Origin of the sequence: Streptomyces sp. NPDC020747 (genome assembly GCF_044334695.1) — a bacterium.
In the GTDB taxonomy this organism is placed as follows: domain Bacteria; phylum Actinomycetota; class Actinomycetes; order Streptomycetales; family Streptomycetaceae; genus Streptomyces.
Genome location: NZ_JBIRTJ010000001.1, coordinates 558,784 through 574,758 on the forward strand (window position 1 = coordinate 558,784; position 15,975 = coordinate 574,758).

Annotated in this window: 17 protein-coding genes and 1 tRNA gene; 12 read left to right on the top strand and 6 right to left on the bottom strand. The window is 70.8% G+C overall.

Annotated features, from left to right (window positions below; genetic code table 11):
* Positions 1–247 precede the first annotated feature (247 nt).
* Positions 248–2,107, bottom strand: a complete 1,860-nt coding sequence (locus ACH4YP_RS02255; RefSeq protein ID WP_361071009.1) for an ABC transporter ATP-binding protein — start codon at positions 2,105–2,107, stop codon at positions 248–250.
* A 370-nt stretch (positions 2,108–2,477) separates the two neighbouring features.
* On the opposite strand from ACH4YP_RS02255, the gene ACH4YP_RS02260 reads away from it, so the two are divergent.
* The 8 genes from ACH4YP_RS02260 to ACH4YP_RS02295 all read left to right on the top strand — a co-directional run bounded on the left by ACH4YP_RS02260 (position 2,478) and on the right by ACH4YP_RS02295 (position 8,570).
* On the top strand, positions 2,478–2,648 hold the full coding sequence (locus ACH4YP_RS02260; protein ID WP_361071006.1) for a hypothetical protein: 171 nt from the start codon (positions 2,478–2,480) through the stop codon (positions 2,646–2,648).
* A 193-nt stretch (positions 2,649–2,841) separates the two neighbouring features.
* A complete protein-coding gene (locus ACH4YP_RS02265) occupies positions 2,842–3,693 on the top strand; it encodes a hypothetical protein (RefSeq protein WP_398488935.1) in 852 nt (283 codons plus the stop codon).
* A 79-nt stretch (positions 3,694–3,772) separates the two neighbouring features.
* Positions 3,773–4,774 (top strand): glycoside hydrolase family 43 protein, encoded by a 1,002-nt coding sequence (locus ACH4YP_RS02270; protein WP_398489452.1) that lies wholly within the window; start codon positions 3,773–3,775, stop codon positions 4,772–4,774.
* Positions 4,775–4,947: 173 nt separating this feature from the next.
* Positions 4,948–5,121: a hypothetical protein gene (locus tag ACH4YP_RS02275; protein ID WP_361071000.1), complete on the top strand. Its 174-nt coding sequence runs from the start codon at positions 4,948–4,950 to the stop codon at positions 5,119–5,121.
* 7 nt (positions 5,122–5,128) lie between these two features.
* Entirely contained in the window at positions 5,129–5,947 is an 819-nt protein-coding gene (gene modA, locus ACH4YP_RS02280; RefSeq protein WP_398489454.1) for a molybdate ABC transporter substrate-binding protein, read from the top strand.
* Positions 5,944–6,816, top strand: coding sequence for an ABC transporter permease (locus ACH4YP_RS02285; protein ID WP_398488936.1), 873 nt, complete (start codon positions 5,944–5,946; stop codon positions 6,814–6,816). Before modA ends, ACH4YP_RS02285 begins: the two co-directional genes overlap by 4 nt.
* Positions 6,813–7,970: an ABC transporter ATP-binding protein gene (locus ACH4YP_RS02290; RefSeq protein WP_398488937.1), complete on the top strand. Its 1,158-nt coding sequence runs from the start codon at positions 6,813–6,815 to the stop codon at positions 7,968–7,970. The genes ACH4YP_RS02285 and ACH4YP_RS02290 overlap by 4 nt, the downstream gene beginning before the upstream one ends.
* A 180-nt stretch (positions 7,971–8,150) precedes the next feature.
* Positions 8,151–8,570, top strand: coding sequence for a molybdopterin-binding protein (locus ACH4YP_RS02295; protein WP_398488938.1), 420 nt, complete (start codon positions 8,151–8,153; stop codon positions 8,568–8,570).
* On the opposite strand, the gene ACH4YP_RS02300 is transcribed toward ACH4YP_RS02295, so the two are convergent.
* Entirely contained in the window at positions 8,536–9,738 is a 1,203-nt protein-coding gene (locus ACH4YP_RS02300) for a cytochrome P450 (protein ID WP_398488939.1), read from the bottom strand. The two genes, ACH4YP_RS02295 and ACH4YP_RS02300, sit on opposite strands and share 35 nt — an antisense overlap.
* 172 nt (positions 9,739–9,910) lie before the next feature.
* On the opposite strand from ACH4YP_RS02300, the gene ACH4YP_RS02305 reads away from it, so the two are divergent.
* Positions 9,911–10,462 (top strand): SigE family RNA polymerase sigma factor, encoded by a 552-nt coding sequence (locus ACH4YP_RS02305; RefSeq protein WP_398488940.1) that lies wholly within the window; start codon positions 9,911–9,913, stop codon positions 10,460–10,462.
* Positions 10,459–11,814 carry a PQQ-binding-like beta-propeller repeat protein gene (locus tag ACH4YP_RS02310; protein WP_398488941.1) on the top strand — a complete coding sequence of 452 codons (1,356 nt, stop codon included), beginning with the start codon at positions 10,459–10,461 and terminating at the stop codon, positions 11,812–11,814. Before ACH4YP_RS02305 ends, ACH4YP_RS02310 begins: the two co-directional genes overlap by 4 nt.
* A 115-nt stretch (positions 11,815–11,929) precedes the next feature.
* Here the strand turns inward: ACH4YP_RS02310 and ACH4YP_RS02315 are convergent.
* Positions 11,930–12,006 (bottom strand) — tRNA-Pro (locus ACH4YP_RS02315).
* Positions 12,007–12,180: 174 nt separating this feature from the next.
* Between ACH4YP_RS02315 and ACH4YP_RS02320 the strand changes: the two genes are divergently transcribed.
* Complete coding sequence (locus ACH4YP_RS02320; protein ID WP_398488942.1) at positions 12,181–12,885, top strand: transketolase; 705 nt, start codon at positions 12,181–12,183, stop codon at positions 12,883–12,885.
* A 60-nt stretch (positions 12,886–12,945) separates the two neighbouring features.
* Positions 12,946–13,866, top strand: a complete 921-nt coding sequence (locus tag ACH4YP_RS02325; protein ID WP_361057263.1) for a transketolase — start codon at positions 12,946–12,948, stop codon at positions 13,864–13,866.
* A gap of 34 nt (positions 13,867–13,900) precedes the next feature.
* On the opposite strand, the gene ACH4YP_RS02330 is transcribed toward ACH4YP_RS02325, so the two are convergent.
* The 3 genes from ACH4YP_RS02330 to ACH4YP_RS02340 form a co-directional block, all read right to left on the bottom strand.
* On the bottom strand, positions 13,901–15,205 hold the full coding sequence (locus ACH4YP_RS02330; protein ID WP_398488944.1) for an MFS transporter: 1,305 nt from the start codon (positions 15,203–15,205) through the stop codon (positions 13,901–13,903).
* Complete coding sequence (locus ACH4YP_RS02335) at positions 15,202–15,354, bottom strand: hypothetical protein (protein ID WP_398488946.1); 153 nt, start codon at positions 15,352–15,354, stop codon at positions 15,202–15,204. The genes ACH4YP_RS02330 and ACH4YP_RS02335 overlap by 4 nt, the downstream gene beginning before the upstream one ends.
* A gap of 179 nt (positions 15,355–15,533) precedes the next feature.
* Complete coding sequence (locus ACH4YP_RS02340; RefSeq protein WP_361057254.1) at positions 15,534–15,893, bottom strand: MmcQ/YjbR family DNA-binding protein; 360 nt, start codon at positions 15,891–15,893, stop codon at positions 15,534–15,536.
* Between the last annotated feature and the right edge of the window lie 82 nt (positions 15,894–15,975).

The following is a 15,975-nucleotide window of genomic DNA, read 5'->3' on the forward strand; positions in this document are numbered from 1 at the left end:
CCGCGTTGCCGCCGGTGACCAGGAAGGTCTTGCCGTCGTCACGCGGGAGCCGGTGGACGGACCACGGCCGGGAATGGCGGGACTCGACTGCGGACGGCATGGCACGCTCCTTGCGCTGACGGGATCGGGCGGTGGTGGACAGGCCGTGCGTTCACGGCCCGTCCACCACATCTCCAAGATCCCGGCGGCCTCCGACAGATCCCCGACAGACGCCGCCCGCCGCCTACGGACGAGCGACACGGCTCGCTCAGACCAGGTCGGCCCTGGCGCTGTCGCCGACGGGGTCCCCGACGGAGTCTTCACCAGGGTCGTCCATGGCGTCCTCGTCGAGGAAGCCGCCCGACTGGTGCTGCCACAGCTTCGCGTACGCGCCCTCCGACGCGAGCAGTTGCTGGTGCGTGCCCTGCTCGATGATCCGTCCGCGGTCGAGGACGACGAGTCGGTCCATGGTGGCGACCGTGCTCAGCCGGTGCGCCACCACGAGCGCCGTCCGCCCCTCCATGAGCCGCCACAGCGCCTCCTGCACGAGGATCTCGCTCTCGGAGTCCAGGGCGCTGGTGGCCTCGTCGAGCAGCAGGATCGGCGCGTCACGCAGGATCGCCCTGGCGAGAGCGACCCGCTGGCGCTGTCCGCCGGACAGCTTCACTCCGCGCTCGCCCACCATGGTGTCGAAGCCGTCCGGCAGCGCGTCGGCGAACCCTGCCACGTGCGCCGCCTCGGCCGCGCGGCGGATCTCGGCGTCGGTGGCGTCCGGCCGGGCGAACGCGATGTTCTCCCGCAGGGTGCGGTGGAACATCGCCGGGTCCTGCGGCACATAGGCGATCAGACCGCGCAGGTCGGCCTGGCGCAGCCTGCTGATGTCCTGGCCCCCGATCAGGATCCGGCCGGCCTCGATGTCCGTCATCCGCAGCAGCAGCCGGGTGAGCGTGGTCTTGCCTCCCCCGGACCGGCCGACGAGGCCGATCTTCGTCCCGCTGGGCACGTCCAGGTCGAGGTCCTCGAAGAGCGGCCGCGCGCCCCCGTGGGCGAAGGTCACCTGCTCGAAGCGGACGTCGGCGGCCCCGGGCAGCGGCGCCGGCGACGCCGGGTCGAGCACGGTCGGCGGCGCCAGCAGCAGCTCGGTGAACTGCGAGGCCTCCGTCATCGCGCTCTCCAGGCGGCGGTAGATCTGGTTGAACTCGAACATGATCCGCGTGGCGTTCGTGTAGTACGTGAAGGCGACCACGACCGCCTCCACGCCGAGCCTGCCCCCGCCGAGCGAGATCGCGAGCAGCAGGCCCAGCGCGTTGGTCAGTACGGACATCGGCGCGACCAGCGTGTCGATGCGCAGGTTGCCGTAGTCCCACGACCTCAGCGTGAGCCGCCGCGATGCCGCGACGCGGGAGCGGTGCTCGGCGGCCTCACGTTCCTCGGCCGCGAACGCCCGGACCGTGTCCATGTTCGTCAGGCTGTCGGCGACATGGCCCGCCACCCTGGCGATCGACGCCTCGCGCTTGTCGACGAGCGCCTGACGGCGACGGATCAGGGGCACCACGAACAGCGCCGTCAGCGCGATCATCGCCAACAGGCCGACCACGAGCAGCGGTTCATAGCGCCACAGCACCACCGCCCCGAAGACGAGCGGCACCAGACTGCCCACGACCTGGAACGTCAGCGTGTCGACGAACACCTCGAAGCGGGACGCGAAGCTCAGCACCCGCTTGGTCAGCGCCCCGGCGAAGTTGTCGTGGAAGAACGCCGCGTCCTTGGCGAACAGCTCGTCCATGCCGACCACGTACAGCCGCTCGATACCGCGGGCGGCAAGGCGGTTCAGACAGTGCAGGCCGATGCGCCACAGTATTTCCGCGAGCAGCAGGACACCGGCGAAGCCGAGAACGTACGGCAGCATCGAGCCGAGGTCGATACCGGCGTCACCGGCGATACGGCCGACGAGCTTCGCGACGATCAGCGGCGCAATATAGTTGATGCCGATGTTGCCCAGTGCGGGCAACAGCATCGCGGGTATCGTCAGCCACCGTAACCGGGCCAACTCCCGTCCGTAGTAACGGAGTGCCAGGAGCACCGAGCCCCTGCTCCGCGGAACCTCTCGCGATTCGGGCGATCCCATTCCAACCCTGTGGTGTTGTGTGCCGACTGGAGCCAGATTGTCCCGCGACGGCACCCTCGGAGTCCAAGCGTTTTCTCAGCCGTTCGCCCGCCGCGCTCCGGTGCGCCCGCATGTGCGCTCCGGCACGAACCGAGGTGGCCGCCGCCCGCCGCCCGTCACCCGTCGCAGGCAGAATGTTTTCACCACGGGCACAGAATCAATTCGCGATCCCCTCAATCAGGTTCTGCCCGCCGTTGTTTGTTCGCCGGGCCACAGGATTGCCCTGCGAATGAGCCGGGCATAATTGCGTGCGAATCTCAGCCCGGCCGGTTGAATGGCCGTACCGATACCGCTCGTTCATCCGGGTACGACACGAAGAAGGACCAGCCCTGTGATATCCAGCTCGACCCGAAGCGATCATCTGCCGGTCTACGAGAGCCTGGTGCGTGAGCGCGGTGACGTCGTGGAGGAAGCTCGTGCGGTGGCCGAGCAGACGCAGCGCCAGATGGCCGACGCGCTCAACGGACACGAAGCGGTTCGGCCGGAGCCCGGTCCGCGGTGAGCCCGCTCCGGCCGGGCACGGCACACCGCTGTGACCCACAGACCCCCCGGAGAACCCGCGCAGGAGCCTCACACAGACTGCACACAGTCCCTCGAAAGCCTCGTTAGCGTTGCAGGCCGCTCGATCCCACGTACGAACGTGCCCGGGCCGCGGCCCGGAGGGTCGACGGTGCGTCAACCCAGGAAGACCCCAGATGGACTACTGCTCCTCCTGCCGCCGGCATCTCAACGGCGCCCTGGTGTGCCCAGGGTGCGGCGCCTACGCCCCGGACATCGCCCCGGTCACCGCTGACGGTCACACCGTCCCGGCCATCTCGACGGGGGCAGGCGCAGCGCCCGCGTGGGAGGCCGCCCCCGCAGACGCGTGGCACGACGACCGGCCGCACTCCACGGTCGGCGGGGCAGCGATCACGGCTGCCCTGAGCGAGTACCCGCGGACCGACCCGGGCGACGACCTCGTAACCGTGCCGTCCGCCCCGCAGGGACGGGCGGCACGGCGTCGCCAGCGGGCCCGCTGGAAGAAGAACCAGCGCAAGGCCGTGGTGGCGACCGCCGTCGCACTCGTCGGAGGCGGCCTGACGGTGTCCGCGATGGACCAGCAGTCCGGTGACCGGGCACAGGCGGCCACGGCGCCGGAGACCGCGGGCACGGCCACGGACACGGACACCGCCGAGAAGCCGTCCGCGCCGTACACGCGGCCGAGCAGGACGCGGCCCGACTCGGGCGCCTCCTCCCCCACGTCCTCCACGCCCGAGCGCGCCAGTCGGCAGCGCACCGCCGCCCCGCCCAGGAGCACGCCCTCGAACCCGCGACCCGACTCGGCCGCCCCGCCGCGTACGACGACGGAGTCGACTCCTCAGCCGCGGACGACGTCCCCGACCTCACCCACCGCCGAGAACTCGGCCTCCGACCGCAACGAGGCGCAGCCCAGTCAGACGCACTCGCCCTCTGCCACCGAGCCGAGTTCGCAGCCGCCGCAGTCGAGCCCCGCGCCGACCGCGACCTCCCCCTCGCAGATCTGTCTGCTCGTGGTGTGTCTCGGCTGACGGCGTCGAGTTCGCCCCGCGGCCCGACCGCGCCCGGCTCCGGCCGACGTATTCTTCGGCCGTGGCCGAGAGCGAACTGATGCGCCTTCCCGACATGCCGCTGCACGATCCGTTCGTCGTCGCCGACCCGAGGACGCGCGCCTACCACCTCTACACGTCCAACGACCCTTCCGGGTCGGGCGTGGACGGCACCGGCACGATGGTCTACCGCAGTGACGACCTGCGCGACTGGACGCGCCCCGTCGTGGTCTTCCTGGCCGCCGAGCAGAAGGAACTCTGGGCGACCGACGGCGGCTGGGCGCCCGAGGTCCACGAATGGGGCGGCAGGTACTACCTGTTCACCACGCTGCACAACCAGGACAGGCCGCTTCCGGTTCCGCCGCCCAACCAGTGGGGTGTGCCGTTCCAGATCCCGGCCTACATGCGCGGCACGATCACGGCCGTCTCCGACTCGCTGCTGGGCCCCTTCACCGTCGTCGACCCCGCACGCCCCACCCCGCCCGAGAACCTCATGACCCTCGACGGCACGCTCTACGTCGACCCGTCCGGACAGCCCTGGATGGTGTACGCGCACGAGTGGCTGCAGACCATCGACGGCACCATGGAGGCGATCCGGCTGGCCCCGGACCTGTCCCGGACGATCGGAGACCCGGTCTTCCTGTTCAAGGCCTCGGACGCGTCCTGGCTCACCGAGCAGATCCCCGGCGGCCTGCCGAACCAGCTCCCGCCCTACGTCACCGACGGCCCCCAGCTCCACCGCACCCCTGACGGGTCGCTGCTCATGCTGTGGTCGACGTACGAGAAGAACGTGGTCGGCCCGGACGGAGGCATCAGCGGTGGCTATGTGCAGACCTACGCCACTTCGGAGTCCGGCGGCATCACGGGGCCGTGGCGGCAGCACCGGCCCCTGGTCCGCGACGACAGCGGTCACGGCATGCTGTTCCACACCTTCGACGGCCGCCTGATGATGGTCCTCCACCGCCCCTTCGAGAACGCACGGGGCAAGCTGTACGAGATGGAACTCGTCGGCCACGAGCTCCGCGTGCTCCGCCGACGCGCCGACCTCGACGGCGGCGGCTGACACCGCTCCGCGGTCCGTCACAGTCGATCCGCACGATCACGCATGGGCCTCTGTCATCAGTGTCGGAGCACCGTTCCGTACAAACGCACATGCCACCTCTGCAGATACAGGGTCCGGCTCATGCAAAGTGACAGGTGACTTTCCCCTTGCATTTGCGGCAGTATCATCGGCGTATGCACACCTACCGGATCGGGGAAGCGGCCGCCCTGCCCGGTGTCAGCCGCGACGGGATGGGCCGCCGGATCGTCCCCGGGCCGGGCCTCGCCGCCTGTGCCCAGCAGTTGCACCGTACGGAGTCCCGCGGTGGGTTCTTCGCCATGCGACAGGTCATGAAACAGAGGGAGTAGATCCGTGATGACTCGTTCCGCGCGCCGGACCCGCCGGACCATGCAGGTGGCCGGTGCGGGAGCCGCCGCGTTGCTGGCCCTGAGCGCCTGCTCCTCCTCCGACGACTCGTCCACGGGGTCCGACTCCTCGGCGTCGGCGTCCCCGAAGCTGTCCGGCACGGTGACCGTGTTCGCCGCGGCCTCCCTCAAGGAGAGCTTCACCGCGCTGGGCAAGGAGTTCGAGCAGCAGCACCCCGGCACGAAGGTCACCTTCAGCTTCGGCGGCAGCGACTCTCTCGCCGCGAGCATCACCGGCGGCGCCCCGGCCGACGTCTTCGCCTCCGCCAGCCCCAAGACGATGGCCATCGTCACGGACAAGGGCGACGCCTCGGGGACGCCCGCCACCTTCGTCCGCAACCAGCTCGAAATCGCCACCCTGCCCGGCAACCCGGACAAGATCGCCTCCCTCGAGGACCTCACCAAGTCGGGCCTGAAGGTCGTGCTCTGCGACAAGACCGTGCCGTGCGGCGCCGCCGCCCAGAAGGCCCTGGACGCCGGCAAGCTCAAGCTCACACCGGTCTCGTACGAGCAGGACGTCAAGGCCGCCCTGACCAAGGTCGAGCTCAAGGAGGCCGACGCGGCCGTCGTCTACAAGACCGATGTGAACGCCGCCGGTGACAAGGTGGAGGGCGTGGACTTCCCCGAGTCGGCCGACGCCATCAACGACTACCCGATCGTCCAGCTCAAGGACGCCCCCAACGCCGAGGCGGCGAAGGCGTTCATCGCGCTCGTGCAGTCCGCCGACGGCCAGAAGGTCCTGACCGGGGCCGGGTTCCTCAAGCCGTGACCTCCCCGGCCGACGCCCCCGACAAGTCCGCCGCCGCGGCCGACACCCTCCGAGGTGGGCCGCGGCGCAGTCGCGTCCGGACCGGCTTCGGCCGGGGCGTACCGCTGCCCCTGCTGGTGCCCGCACTGCTCGGCCTGGCGTTCCTGGTGCTGCCGCTGATCGCCCTGCTGGTCCGCACCCCCTGGCACAGCCTGCCGGACCAGCTCACCAGCCCCGAGGTCTGGCAGGCACTGAAGCTGTCCCTGCTGTGCGCCACGGCGGCGACCGCGGTGAGCCTGGTGATCGGGGTGCCGCTGGCCTGGCTGCTGGCCCGGGTCGAGTTCCCCGGACGCGGGCTCGTACGGGCCCTGGTCACCCTGCCGCTCGTCCTGCCCCCGGTGGTGGGCGGTGTGGCACTGCTGATGGCGCTGGGCCGCAACGGCATCGTCGGGCAGTGGCTGGACGCGTGGTTCGGGATCACGCTGCCGTTCACCACCACCGGTGTCGTCATCGCCGAGGCGTTCGTGGCGATGCCGTTCCTCGTCATCAGCGTCGAGGGCACCCTGCGCGCCGCCGACCCCCGCTACGAGGAGGCCGCCGCCACGCTCGGCGCCTCCCGCTTCACCGCCTTCCGCCGCGTCACGCTCCCGCTGATCGCGCCCGGCATCGCGGCGGGCGCGGTCCTGGCCTGGGCACGGGCGCTCGGCGAGTTCGGCGCGACGATCACCTTCGCCGGCAACTTCCCCGGCCGTACGCAGACCATGCCGCTGGCCGTCTATCTCGCCCTGCAGAGCGACCCCGAGGCGGCCATCGCCCTCAGCCTGGTGCTGCTCGCCGTCTCCGTCGCGGTCCTGGCCGGGCTGCGCGACCGCTGGATGACCGCCTCATGACCCACACCGAGAAGACCCAGAAGACAGAGAAGGCCGACAAGGCCGACAAGGCCGAGAAGGCCTTGAAAGCCAAGCGGTCCGCGTACGAGGCCACGGGCGTCCCCGGCCCGGCCCCGGCGGGGCTCGACGCCCATCTGGTCGTCGACCGCGGCTCGTTCCGGCTGGACGTGGCGCTTACCGCCGCACCCGGTGACGTGGTCGCGCTGCTGGGCCCCAACGGCGCCGGAAAAACCACCGCGCTGCGCGCCCTGGCCGGCCTGACGCCGCTCACCGGCGGCCGTCTCCGCCTGGACGGTGCGGCGTTGGAGCGTACGGCGCCGGAGTCGCGGCCGGTCGGTGTCGTCTTCCAGGACTACCTGCTCTTCCCACACCTCACCGCCCTGGACAACGTGGCCTTCGGCCCGCGCTGCCACGGCGCGACCAAGGCGGAGGCCCGCGCCCAGGCCGCCGAGTGGCTGAAGCGGATGGGCCTCGCCGAGCACGCCGGTGCCAAGCCCCGCCGCCTCTCCGGCGGTCAGGCCCAGCGCATCGCCCTCGCCCGCGCCCTCGCCACCAACCCCCGCCTGCTCCTCCTCGACGAGCCCCTCGCGGCCCTCGACGCCCGTACCCGCCTGGAGGTACGGACCCAACTCCGCCGCCACCTGGCCGAGTTCGAGGCCGTCGCCGTACTCGTCACCCACGACCCGCTGGACGCCATGGTCCTGGCCGACCGGCTCGTCGTCATCGAGGACGGCCGCGTCGTCCAGGAGGGCACCCCCGCCGACATCGCACGCCACCCGCGTACGGACTACATCGCGCACCTGGTCGGCCTGAACCTCTACAAGGGCCGGGCCGAAGGCCACACGGTCCACGTGGATGACGGCCCGGCGATCACCACCACCGAGGACCTGACGGGCCCGGTCTTCGTGGCCTTCCCGCCGAGCGCGGTCACCCTCCACCGGGACCGCCCCACCGGATCCAGCGCCCGCAACCTCTGGCAGTGCGAGGTCGCCGGCCTGGAGACCCACGGCGACCAGATCCGGGCCGACCTCACCGGCGAACTCCCTCTCGCCGCCGACCTCACCACCGTCGCCGCCGCCGAACTCGACCTCCACCCCGGGGCCACGGTCTGGGCGACGGTCAAGGCGGCCCAGACGCACGCGTACCCGGCCTGACGCGGCAGCGCACGGCACCTGAGGCCTGCAGCTCGTCGCGCGACCTGCGAGGTCTTCGACTCCATTCGCCCGGCGAATGCGACCAGCCTCACCACGACCCACGCCCCACCCGACTACGGTGAATTCACAGCCACCCCAAAACTAGACATATCCACCACGCAGTCTGTGAGGCATCGCGTCATGAGTCTGAGCATCCGCAACCAGCTCCCCGGCACCGTCACCGCCGTCACCCCGGGCGAGGCCATGGCGACCGTCAAGGTACGGCTCGACGGCGGGCAGGAACTCACCGCGGCGATCACCGTGGAGGCTGTGAAGGAACTCGGTCTCGCCGAGGGTTCCGCCGTCCGCGCCCTGGTGAAGTCCACCGAGATCTCGCTGGCCACCGGCTCGGTGGAGGGCCTGTCCATCCGCAACCGGCTCCGGGGCACGGTCACCGACATCGCCACTGGCGGAGCCATGGCGTCCGTGAAGGTCAGCATCGACGGCGGCAACCTGACCTCGGCGATCACGAAGGACGCCGTCACCGAGCTCGGCCTGGGGACCGATACCGCCGTCACCGCCCTGATCAAGTCGACCGAGGTGTCCCTCGCGACCATGTGAGAGGCAGGGCTGTAAGGCCGCGCATCAATCGCGTGTGCCGCCATTCCAGTTCCTCGGCGGGAATTGCCGGTCGAATGTCGGCGAAGCGGGAAATGACCGCCCGGAGCGCGAGTTCGGCCTCGGCTCGCGCGAGGGATGCTCCCAGACACCTGTGAATTCCGTGGCCGAAGGCCAGATGTCCGGCGCCACCGCGGTTGAAATCGAGCTGGTCCGGACCGGGAAATCGGTTCGGGTCGCGGTTGGCGGCGCCGGGAGCGATGAGTACCGGAACGCCTTCGGGGATCTCGGTCCCGCCGAGCGTGAACGCTTCGGTGCTGTAGCGGAACGTGGCGATCCCGACCGGCGAGTCGAAGCGCAGCAACTCGTCCAGCGCACTGCCGAGTAGCTGCGGCTCGGCCCTCAACCGCGCGAGCGACTCCGGGTGTTGGAGAAGGGCCAGGGCGGCGTTGCCGATGAAGTTGGTGGTGGTCTCGTGGCCGGCCACGAGCAGGAGCACGGCGAGCGACACGAGTTCGTCCTCGGTCAGCCGGTCCTGGCCGTCGCGTACGGCGATGAGGTCGTCGAGCAGACTCTCGCCGGGCGAACCGCGTCTGGCGGCGACGAGGTCGGTCATGTAGCCGCCGATGGCATGTGAGGCGGCGTCGCTCCGCTGTGTGTCTCCGACGGCGAACAGATCGCTCGACCAGGTGCACACGAGCCAACGGTCGGATTCGGGCACTCCCAGCATCTCGCAGATGACGGTGACCGGCAGCGGTACCGCGAGGCTCGCGACGAGGTCCACCGGTCCGTGGTCCGGCCAGGAGTCGAGCAACTCGTCGACCAGGCCGGCGATACAGGGGCGCAACCGCGCGACGGCCCCGGTGGTGAACGCCTTCGCCACCAGAGTCCGCAGCCGTGCGTGCTGCGGAGGGTCGGTGGCGAGCATGTTCCGGGAGACGGCCGGATGGAGATCACGCTGCGACGGCCGGCCGGCGAAGAACCGCACGGTGTCCTTCGAGAGCCGAGGATCGGCGAACGCCTCCCGGGCCTCCGGGTAGCCCGTGACCAGGTAGCTGTGACGCCCTCCCGCACCGGTGACCACCTTCTGCACCGGCGCCGCGTCTCGCAGCCGCGCGTAGGTCGGGTAGGGATCGGCGAAGAACCGCGGATCCTGCAACGGGTCGGTCACGCTTGCGGCTCCACTCCCGAGGGGTCGGTTCGTCAGTGACGGTACGTGCGATCTTGCCCTGGGCGAAGGCGGGGGCGCTGGCGACGGCGTGTGTGAACACACAATCCTGCCCGCCGAGGGATAGCCGCGGGCGGCTCATCACGTCGTGGTGGTTGCGAGAAGGGGAGGGTCGATGGAGGCCACAAGTCACGACGAGTTCCGGGAGTTCGTAGCGATGCGCTCCACCGCGCTGCTGCAGCTCGCGGTGCTGCTCACCGGCGGGGACCGGCACGGCGCGGAGGATCTGCTGCAGATCGCGCTGATGAAGGCCTACGGGCGCTGGGCTCATATCGAGCAGCCCGAGGCGTACGTCCGTCAGGTCATGTACCGCCAGCAGGTCAACCGCTGGCGGCTGCGCAGGCACCGTGCCGAGACGACGGTGCCCGTACTGCCCGAGTCCGGCGGCGACGCCGGCAGCGAGTCGGGTTCCGAGCTGCGGATCGCGCTGTGGGCGGCGCTCGGAAAACTGACGAAACGGCAGCGGGCCGTGGTCGTACTGCGCTACTTCGAGGACCTGCCGGAGGCCGAGGTCGCGGCGCTGCTGAGATGCCCGGTCGGCACGGTGCGCAGTACGGCGTACCGGTCGCTCGCCAAACTCCGGCTGCTCGTACCGGAGCTCGGGCCCGAAAGTCCCGCGGCACAGGTGCAGCCGCTCAGTTACACGCCGAAGGAGGTCCAGGGATGACGACGGAACAGGTGGAGGAGAAGGTCCGGGAGACACTGCGCTCGGTCGCCCTGGACCGGGTGCGGGCGCCCGGTGACCTGGCTGAAACGGTGGTGCGGAGGCGCAGCCGGCGCCGTTTCTCGCAGGCCGCGGGGGCGGCGGTGGCCGTTGCCGCGATCACCGTGGGGGCGGTGCTCGGCCTGGGGGGCGGCGGTGCGGCCGAGCAGGACCGGCCCGCGCGGCCGGCGGCATCGCCGAAGGGCTGGCAGCCGTGGCAGAGCAGCGTCCCGGGCGCCGGCGAGCGGGGCTGCCTGGTGGACGGTTCCGCGCTGTACTGCAGCGGGTCCAAGTACGACGCCGCGAAGTTCGACGCCAACACCGGCGAGCGGCTGTGGACGGTCAAGGTCAATCGCGAGGGCGACGGGCCCGACCACGCCTTCGCCGCGCGCGACGGCGTGGTCTACGCCTACCGCAATCACACCGCGGACAAGGAGCCGAACGGGGACTACATCGGCGGTACGGATCTGATGGCGCTGGACGCCGACACCGGCGAGGTGCTGTGGACGGTCGAAATGCCACAGGACGACCGCACCGACCAGGCCGCCATGCTCATCGACGGCGCGGTACTGGCCAACACCCCGTCGCTCCGCACCATGTCGGCCCTCGATCCGCTGACCGGCAAGGAGAAGTGGCGCCACACCTGGGACAAGGGCATCGTGTGTCAGCGCGCGGTGCCGAGCGGGGTGCCCTATCTCCTCTGCGACCAGGACACGGAGAAGCCCGACGACACCGCCGTCATCCGGCTCGATCCCGCCACCGGAAGTGCCGAGAAGGTCGCGACCATGCCCGGCAGGCAGCAGCTCATCGGGACCGCGGGCGACCGGATGGTCCTGATCTCGGCGAAGAGTGCGGGCGACAAGGACCTGCGGCTGACCACCCTCAGCGGCTCCGGCGAGCAGACCTCGCACTCCTATCGGATCGAGGGAGAGCCGGCCTACTCGGACATCGTCGGCGATCTTCTGATCTCCGTGTCCTGGCAGGGCAAGGCCTCGGCCTACTCGCTGACCACCGGAAAGACCCTGTGGACCGGCCCGGTGGGGGTCGAGATGCCCGACAAGGGCGCGACGACGGGCCTCGCGGCTCCCGTGGTGTCGGCGGGCCAAGGGGTCGTGTACTTCGTCGGCCCGACCGGCGATCTGTCCGGCCTCGACCTGCGCACGGGTGAACAGATCTGGCGCGGCCGCGCCGACATCGGCGACCAGAAGCCGGGGCCCGCCTTCGGGGACACGCCCCAACTCCTGCTCTACGAGGACGTCCTGGTCGCCCGGAACGGCAGCAGGATCGTCTCCCTGCTGCCCCGGATCGGCGACTGACCCGAAGACCCGTCGGCCGGGGCGGCAACCCTGCCCCGGCCGACCCCCAGCCTTCCAGAAACGCGAGAAGCCGCCCTCCCATAGATGAGAGAACGGCCTCCGACCTGCAAAAAGCTGGTCGGGACGACAGGATTTGAACCTGCGACCCCTTGACCCCCAGTCAAGTGCGCTACCAAGCTGCGCCACGTCCCGTTGCCCGTTGTGACCTGGGGTTTCCCCTGGCTGAACGCGCACGGAAACAATACCGCACTCGGGTCGGTGGTCGCGCACTCCTTTTGTCCCGGTGATCACCTTGTCCCGGAGGCCGCCTTGTCCCGGCGGTCACCACTTGACCTCAACCTCACTTGAGGTCGCACGATCGTCCGTATGACGACGACAACGGTGAAACGCGGCCACGGGTATGCGGACCTGCCGGGCCTGATGGGGCTGATGTGCGGGGACGAGAAGCACGGACCGGCGGCGACGTCCACGCTCGACGCGCTCTGGGTCCTCTACGACCGGGTGCTGCGGGTGACGCCGGAGCGGTCGGACGATCCGGAACGGGACCGGTTCCTGCTGTCCAAGGGGCACGGGCCGATGGCGTACTACGCGGTGCTCGCCGCGAAGGGCTTCGTGCCGGTCGACTGGCTGCCGGGTTTCGGCTCGTACGAGTCGCCGCTCGGGCACCATCCGGACCGCGTGCTCGTACCGGGTGCCGAGATCGGCAGCGGTTCGCTCGGGCACGGGCTGCCGATCGCGGTCGGTACGGCGCTGGGTCTGCGCGCCCAAGGACTGCACGACCCTCGCGTGTGGGTGCTGGTCGGGGACGCCGAACTGGACGAGGGCAGCAACCACGAGGCCATCGCGTACGCCGGTCCGGCCGGGCTCGACCAGCTGCACACCGTCGTAATCGACAACTCCTCCGCCAGCTACGCGCCCCCCGGTGGGATCGCCGCGCGCTTCGAGGCCGCGGGCTGGTCCGCCGAGACAGTCGACGGACGGGACCACGACGCCCTGTACGCCGCCTTCACCGCCCCTCACCCGGGACGGCCGCGCGTGGTCGTCGCCCAGGTGGAGCCGAAGATCGCCTGAGCCGGCCGCCCCCACACTCACGCTCGCACCCACGCACTCCCACAACGGAGGACTCTCCCCATGGACACCATGCGTGACCGCTTCTACCCCGTCGTCTCACGGCTGCTCGACGAGGATCCGCGCGTCGCGGTCGTCCTCGCCGAGATCGGTGTGGCCGGATTCGAGGGCGCGCGGCACCGGCATCCGGACCGCGTGATCAACGTCGGCATCCGGGAGCAGCTGCTGGTCGGAGCGGGCGCGGGCCTGGCGCTGACCGGGCTGCGGCCCGTGGTGCACACCTTCGCCAGCTTCCTCGTCGAGCGGCCCTTCGAGCAGGTCAAGCTGGACCTCGGGCACCAGGACGTGGGCGCGGTGCTGGTCAGCGCCTCCGCGTCCTTCGACTGGCCCTCGGGCGGCTACACCCACATGGCACCCGGCGACATCGCCCTGCTGGACACGCTCGACGGCTGGACGGTGCACGTCCCGGGCCACCCGGACGAGGCCGAGACGCTGCTGCGGCACGCCGTCGCGGCGGGCGACGACAAGGTCTACGTACGACTGTCCGTGCAGTCGAACGCCGAAGCCCTCGCCGTGGACGGAGCCCGCTTCCGCACCGTCCGCGAGGGGCGGGCCGGTGTGGTCGTCGCGGTCGGGCCGATGCTCGACGCGGTCCTCGCCGCCACCGAGGGGCTCGACGTCACCGTGCTGTACGGCACGACCGTGCGCCCCTTCGACTCGGCCGCGCTGCGCCGGGCCACGGAGGCGGCCGGGAGCGATGTCGTCCTCGTCGAGCCGTACCTGGCCGGCACGTCGACGGCGGCGGCGAACGACGCCCTCGCGGACCTGCCGCACCGCGTTCTCGGGCTCGGTGTCGGCCGCCGCGAGCTGCGCCGCTACGGGCAGATCGAGGAGCACGTGGCCGCGCACGGGTTGGACGCCGGGTCGTTGCGGGAGCGGATCGATGGGTTCCTGGGGGCGACGGCGACGCGGGTCAGTGCGTAGGTCTGGCTCTGCGTCCGGGCTCCTCAGCTCGGCTTCAACTCTTACCGCCGGCGCATGTCTGTCTCTTCCCTTGTCCGTCTTCTCCGCCGGTACGCGCAGGGCGGGCCATCCCCGTGGACCCGTGCGACAGCGATGTCGGCGCCTCGGCCCGCACCAGCCCTCGTATCGCGGGCACCGAGAGCAGTGCGGTCGCCACGACGAGGGTCATGGCGCCGGCCACGAGGAGGACGTTGTCCGCGCCGAGGGCCGCCGCCGCCGGACCGGCGAGGGCCTGGCCCACCGGCATCATGGCCAGGGAGCCGGCGATGTCGTAGGCGTGGATGCGGTTGAGGGCGTCGGGCGGGACCTGGGTCTGCACGCTGGTCGCCCACATGACGCCCCAGAACGACAGGCCCGCGCCCGCCACCACCGCCGCCACTCCGAAGCCCGCTCCGACGGCGGCCGGGAAGCAGGCGAAGGAGAAGAGGGCGAGCGAACCCGCGCGAAGCATGTGCCGAGGACGCAGGCGCAGTGCGATCAGGCCGCCTATGACCGTGCCCGCACCCAGGGCGGAGTTGACCAGGCCGTAGGCGCGCGGCCCGTGCTCCTGGACGACCTCCGTCGCGACCAGCGGGACCGTCGGACCCCAGACGGAGATCATCAGGACACACCAGATGACGATGACGCCCCACAGCCACGTCCTGGATCGGAACTCCCGCCAGCCCTGGACGAGATCGGCCCCGAAGCCGTTGGTGCGGGCCCGGTGGTCGGGGTCGGCCGGGGGCAGCCGGAGCAGCAGGAGACACGCGGCGCTCAGGGCGTACGTCGTGGCGTGGGCCGCGAAGACTCCGCCGGGTGAGGCGAAGGCGACCAGCAGGCCGGCGAACGCGGGCCCCGCCAGTTGGGCCGTGGACTCGGCGACCCGTATGGCGCCGTTGGCCGCCTGGACGTCGGTGGCGAGCCGAGGCACCGTGCTGGCGACACCGGGCTCGAAGATCGCGGCCGCCGCGCCGTTGACCGCGCCGATCGCACAGATCTGCCAGAGCACCACGTGGCCGGTGAAGAACAGTGTGGCGGCGACCGACTGGCTGCCCAGCCGCACCACGTCGGCGCCGATCATCAGCAAACGGGTGCTGATCCGGTCGGCGAAGACCCCGCCGAAGATCACCAGACCCGCGAAGCAGGCGGCCGACGCGGCCATGGCCAGGCCGACGGCCCCCACTCCGTAGCCGTGCTGCAGCAGTCCCGCCGCCAGCGCCACCGGCAACATCGTGTCGCCCAGCTTGGCGACCGCCCGCGCGGTGAAGAACAGTCCGAAATCCCGCGACCAGACCTTCCGAGGCCCGGCGGTATTACTCACATCACGACGGCCGGGCCCGCCGCCCGCGTCACGGTGACCGCCACCCGCGCCACGGTAACCGTCGCCCGGATCACGGTGACCGGCGCCAACGTTACGGCGACCCGCGCCCGAAGCACGCCCTGCGACACCAAGGCCGCGGTCACGGTCACCGGCGCCCTCGTCCTCCCCCGACGACGGCACCCCGCCCGAGGACAACCCGCCCCCAGCCATCCCCCTCACACCCCTCCCCCACGAATCGGTCCCACGACCTCGACGGGATCACCGCGCCCCTCCGCGCCGAGCTCCCCACCCGCCTTCGGATCATGCCACGCGGCACTGACAACGCCCCTCAGCCGTCAGCCGGAAGCCCCAATTCCGGGTAAGACTCCAGCAGTCGGGTCGGAGCCGCCTGCCGCCAGGAGTCCGCGAGGATGTCACGCAACTCGTCCGAGTCCTCAAGGACCGCGAGCCGTACACGCACCCAGGCGAAGCCCGCCTCGTGGTCGGCGATCCAGAACTTCCCGGGCTCGGCCAGCACCAACTCGTCGCGCTCCACCTTGGGGCAGCGCACGGCGATGGAGGTCTCCTCCTCGGGCAGCGTGGCGAACATCTTCCCCGCGACCCGGAAGGTGGGCATGCTCCAGGCGATCTTCTCCGTCGTGTCCGGCAGAGAGAGGCAGATTCGGCGTACGTCTTCGGCATCCTGCATGGAACGCACCGTAGCCAATGCCACTGACAATCACCTGCTGAGAGCCGGTTCAGGCACCGCAGACAGCCGGTTCGGACGCCGT

Bases quoted from the DNA above. Each gene is read 5' to 3' on its own strand.
- ACH4YP_RS02340 (WP_361057254.1), bottom strand. From the start codon at position 15,893: ATGCAGGATGCCGAAGACGTACGCCGAATCTGCCTCTCTCTGCCGGAC.
- ACH4YP_RS02290 (WP_398488937.1), top strand. From the start codon at position 6,813: ATGACCCACACCGAGAAGACCCAGAAGACAGAGAAGGCCGACAAGGCC.
- ACH4YP_RS02320 (WP_398488942.1), top strand. From the start codon at position 12,181: ATGACGACGACAACGGTGAAACGCGGCCACGGGTATGCGGACCTGCCG.
- ACH4YP_RS02270 (WP_398489452.1), top strand. From the start codon at position 3,773: ATGCGCCTTCCCGACATGCCGCTGCACGATCCGTTCGTCGTCGCCGAC.
- ACH4YP_RS02255 (WP_361071009.1), bottom strand. From the start codon at position 2,107: ATGGGATCGCCCGAATCGCGAGAGGTTCCGCGGAGCAGGGGCTCGGTG.
- ACH4YP_RS02305 (WP_398488940.1), top strand. From the start codon at position 9,911: ATGGAGGCCACAAGTCACGACGAGTTCCGGGAGTTCGTAGCGATGCGC.
- modA (WP_398489454.1), top strand. From the start codon at position 5,129: ATGACTCGTTCCGCGCGCCGGACCCGCCGGACCATGCAGGTGGCCGGT.
- ACH4YP_RS02325 (WP_361057263.1), top strand. From the start codon at position 12,946: ATGGACACCATGCGTGACCGCTTCTACCCCGTCGTCTCACGGCTGCTC.
- ACH4YP_RS02310 (WP_398488941.1), top strand. From the start codon at position 10,459: ATGACGACGGAACAGGTGGAGGAGAAGGTCCGGGAGACACTGCGCTCG.
- ACH4YP_RS02275 (WP_361071000.1), top strand. From the start codon at position 4,948: ATGCACACCTACCGGATCGGGGAAGCGGCCGCCCTGCCCGGTGTCAGC.
- ACH4YP_RS02295 (WP_398488938.1), top strand. From the start codon at position 8,151: ATGAGTCTGAGCATCCGCAACCAGCTCCCCGGCACCGTCACCGCCGTC.
- ACH4YP_RS02265 (WP_398488935.1), top strand. From the start codon at position 2,842: ATGGACTACTGCTCCTCCTGCCGCCGGCATCTCAACGGCGCCCTGGTG.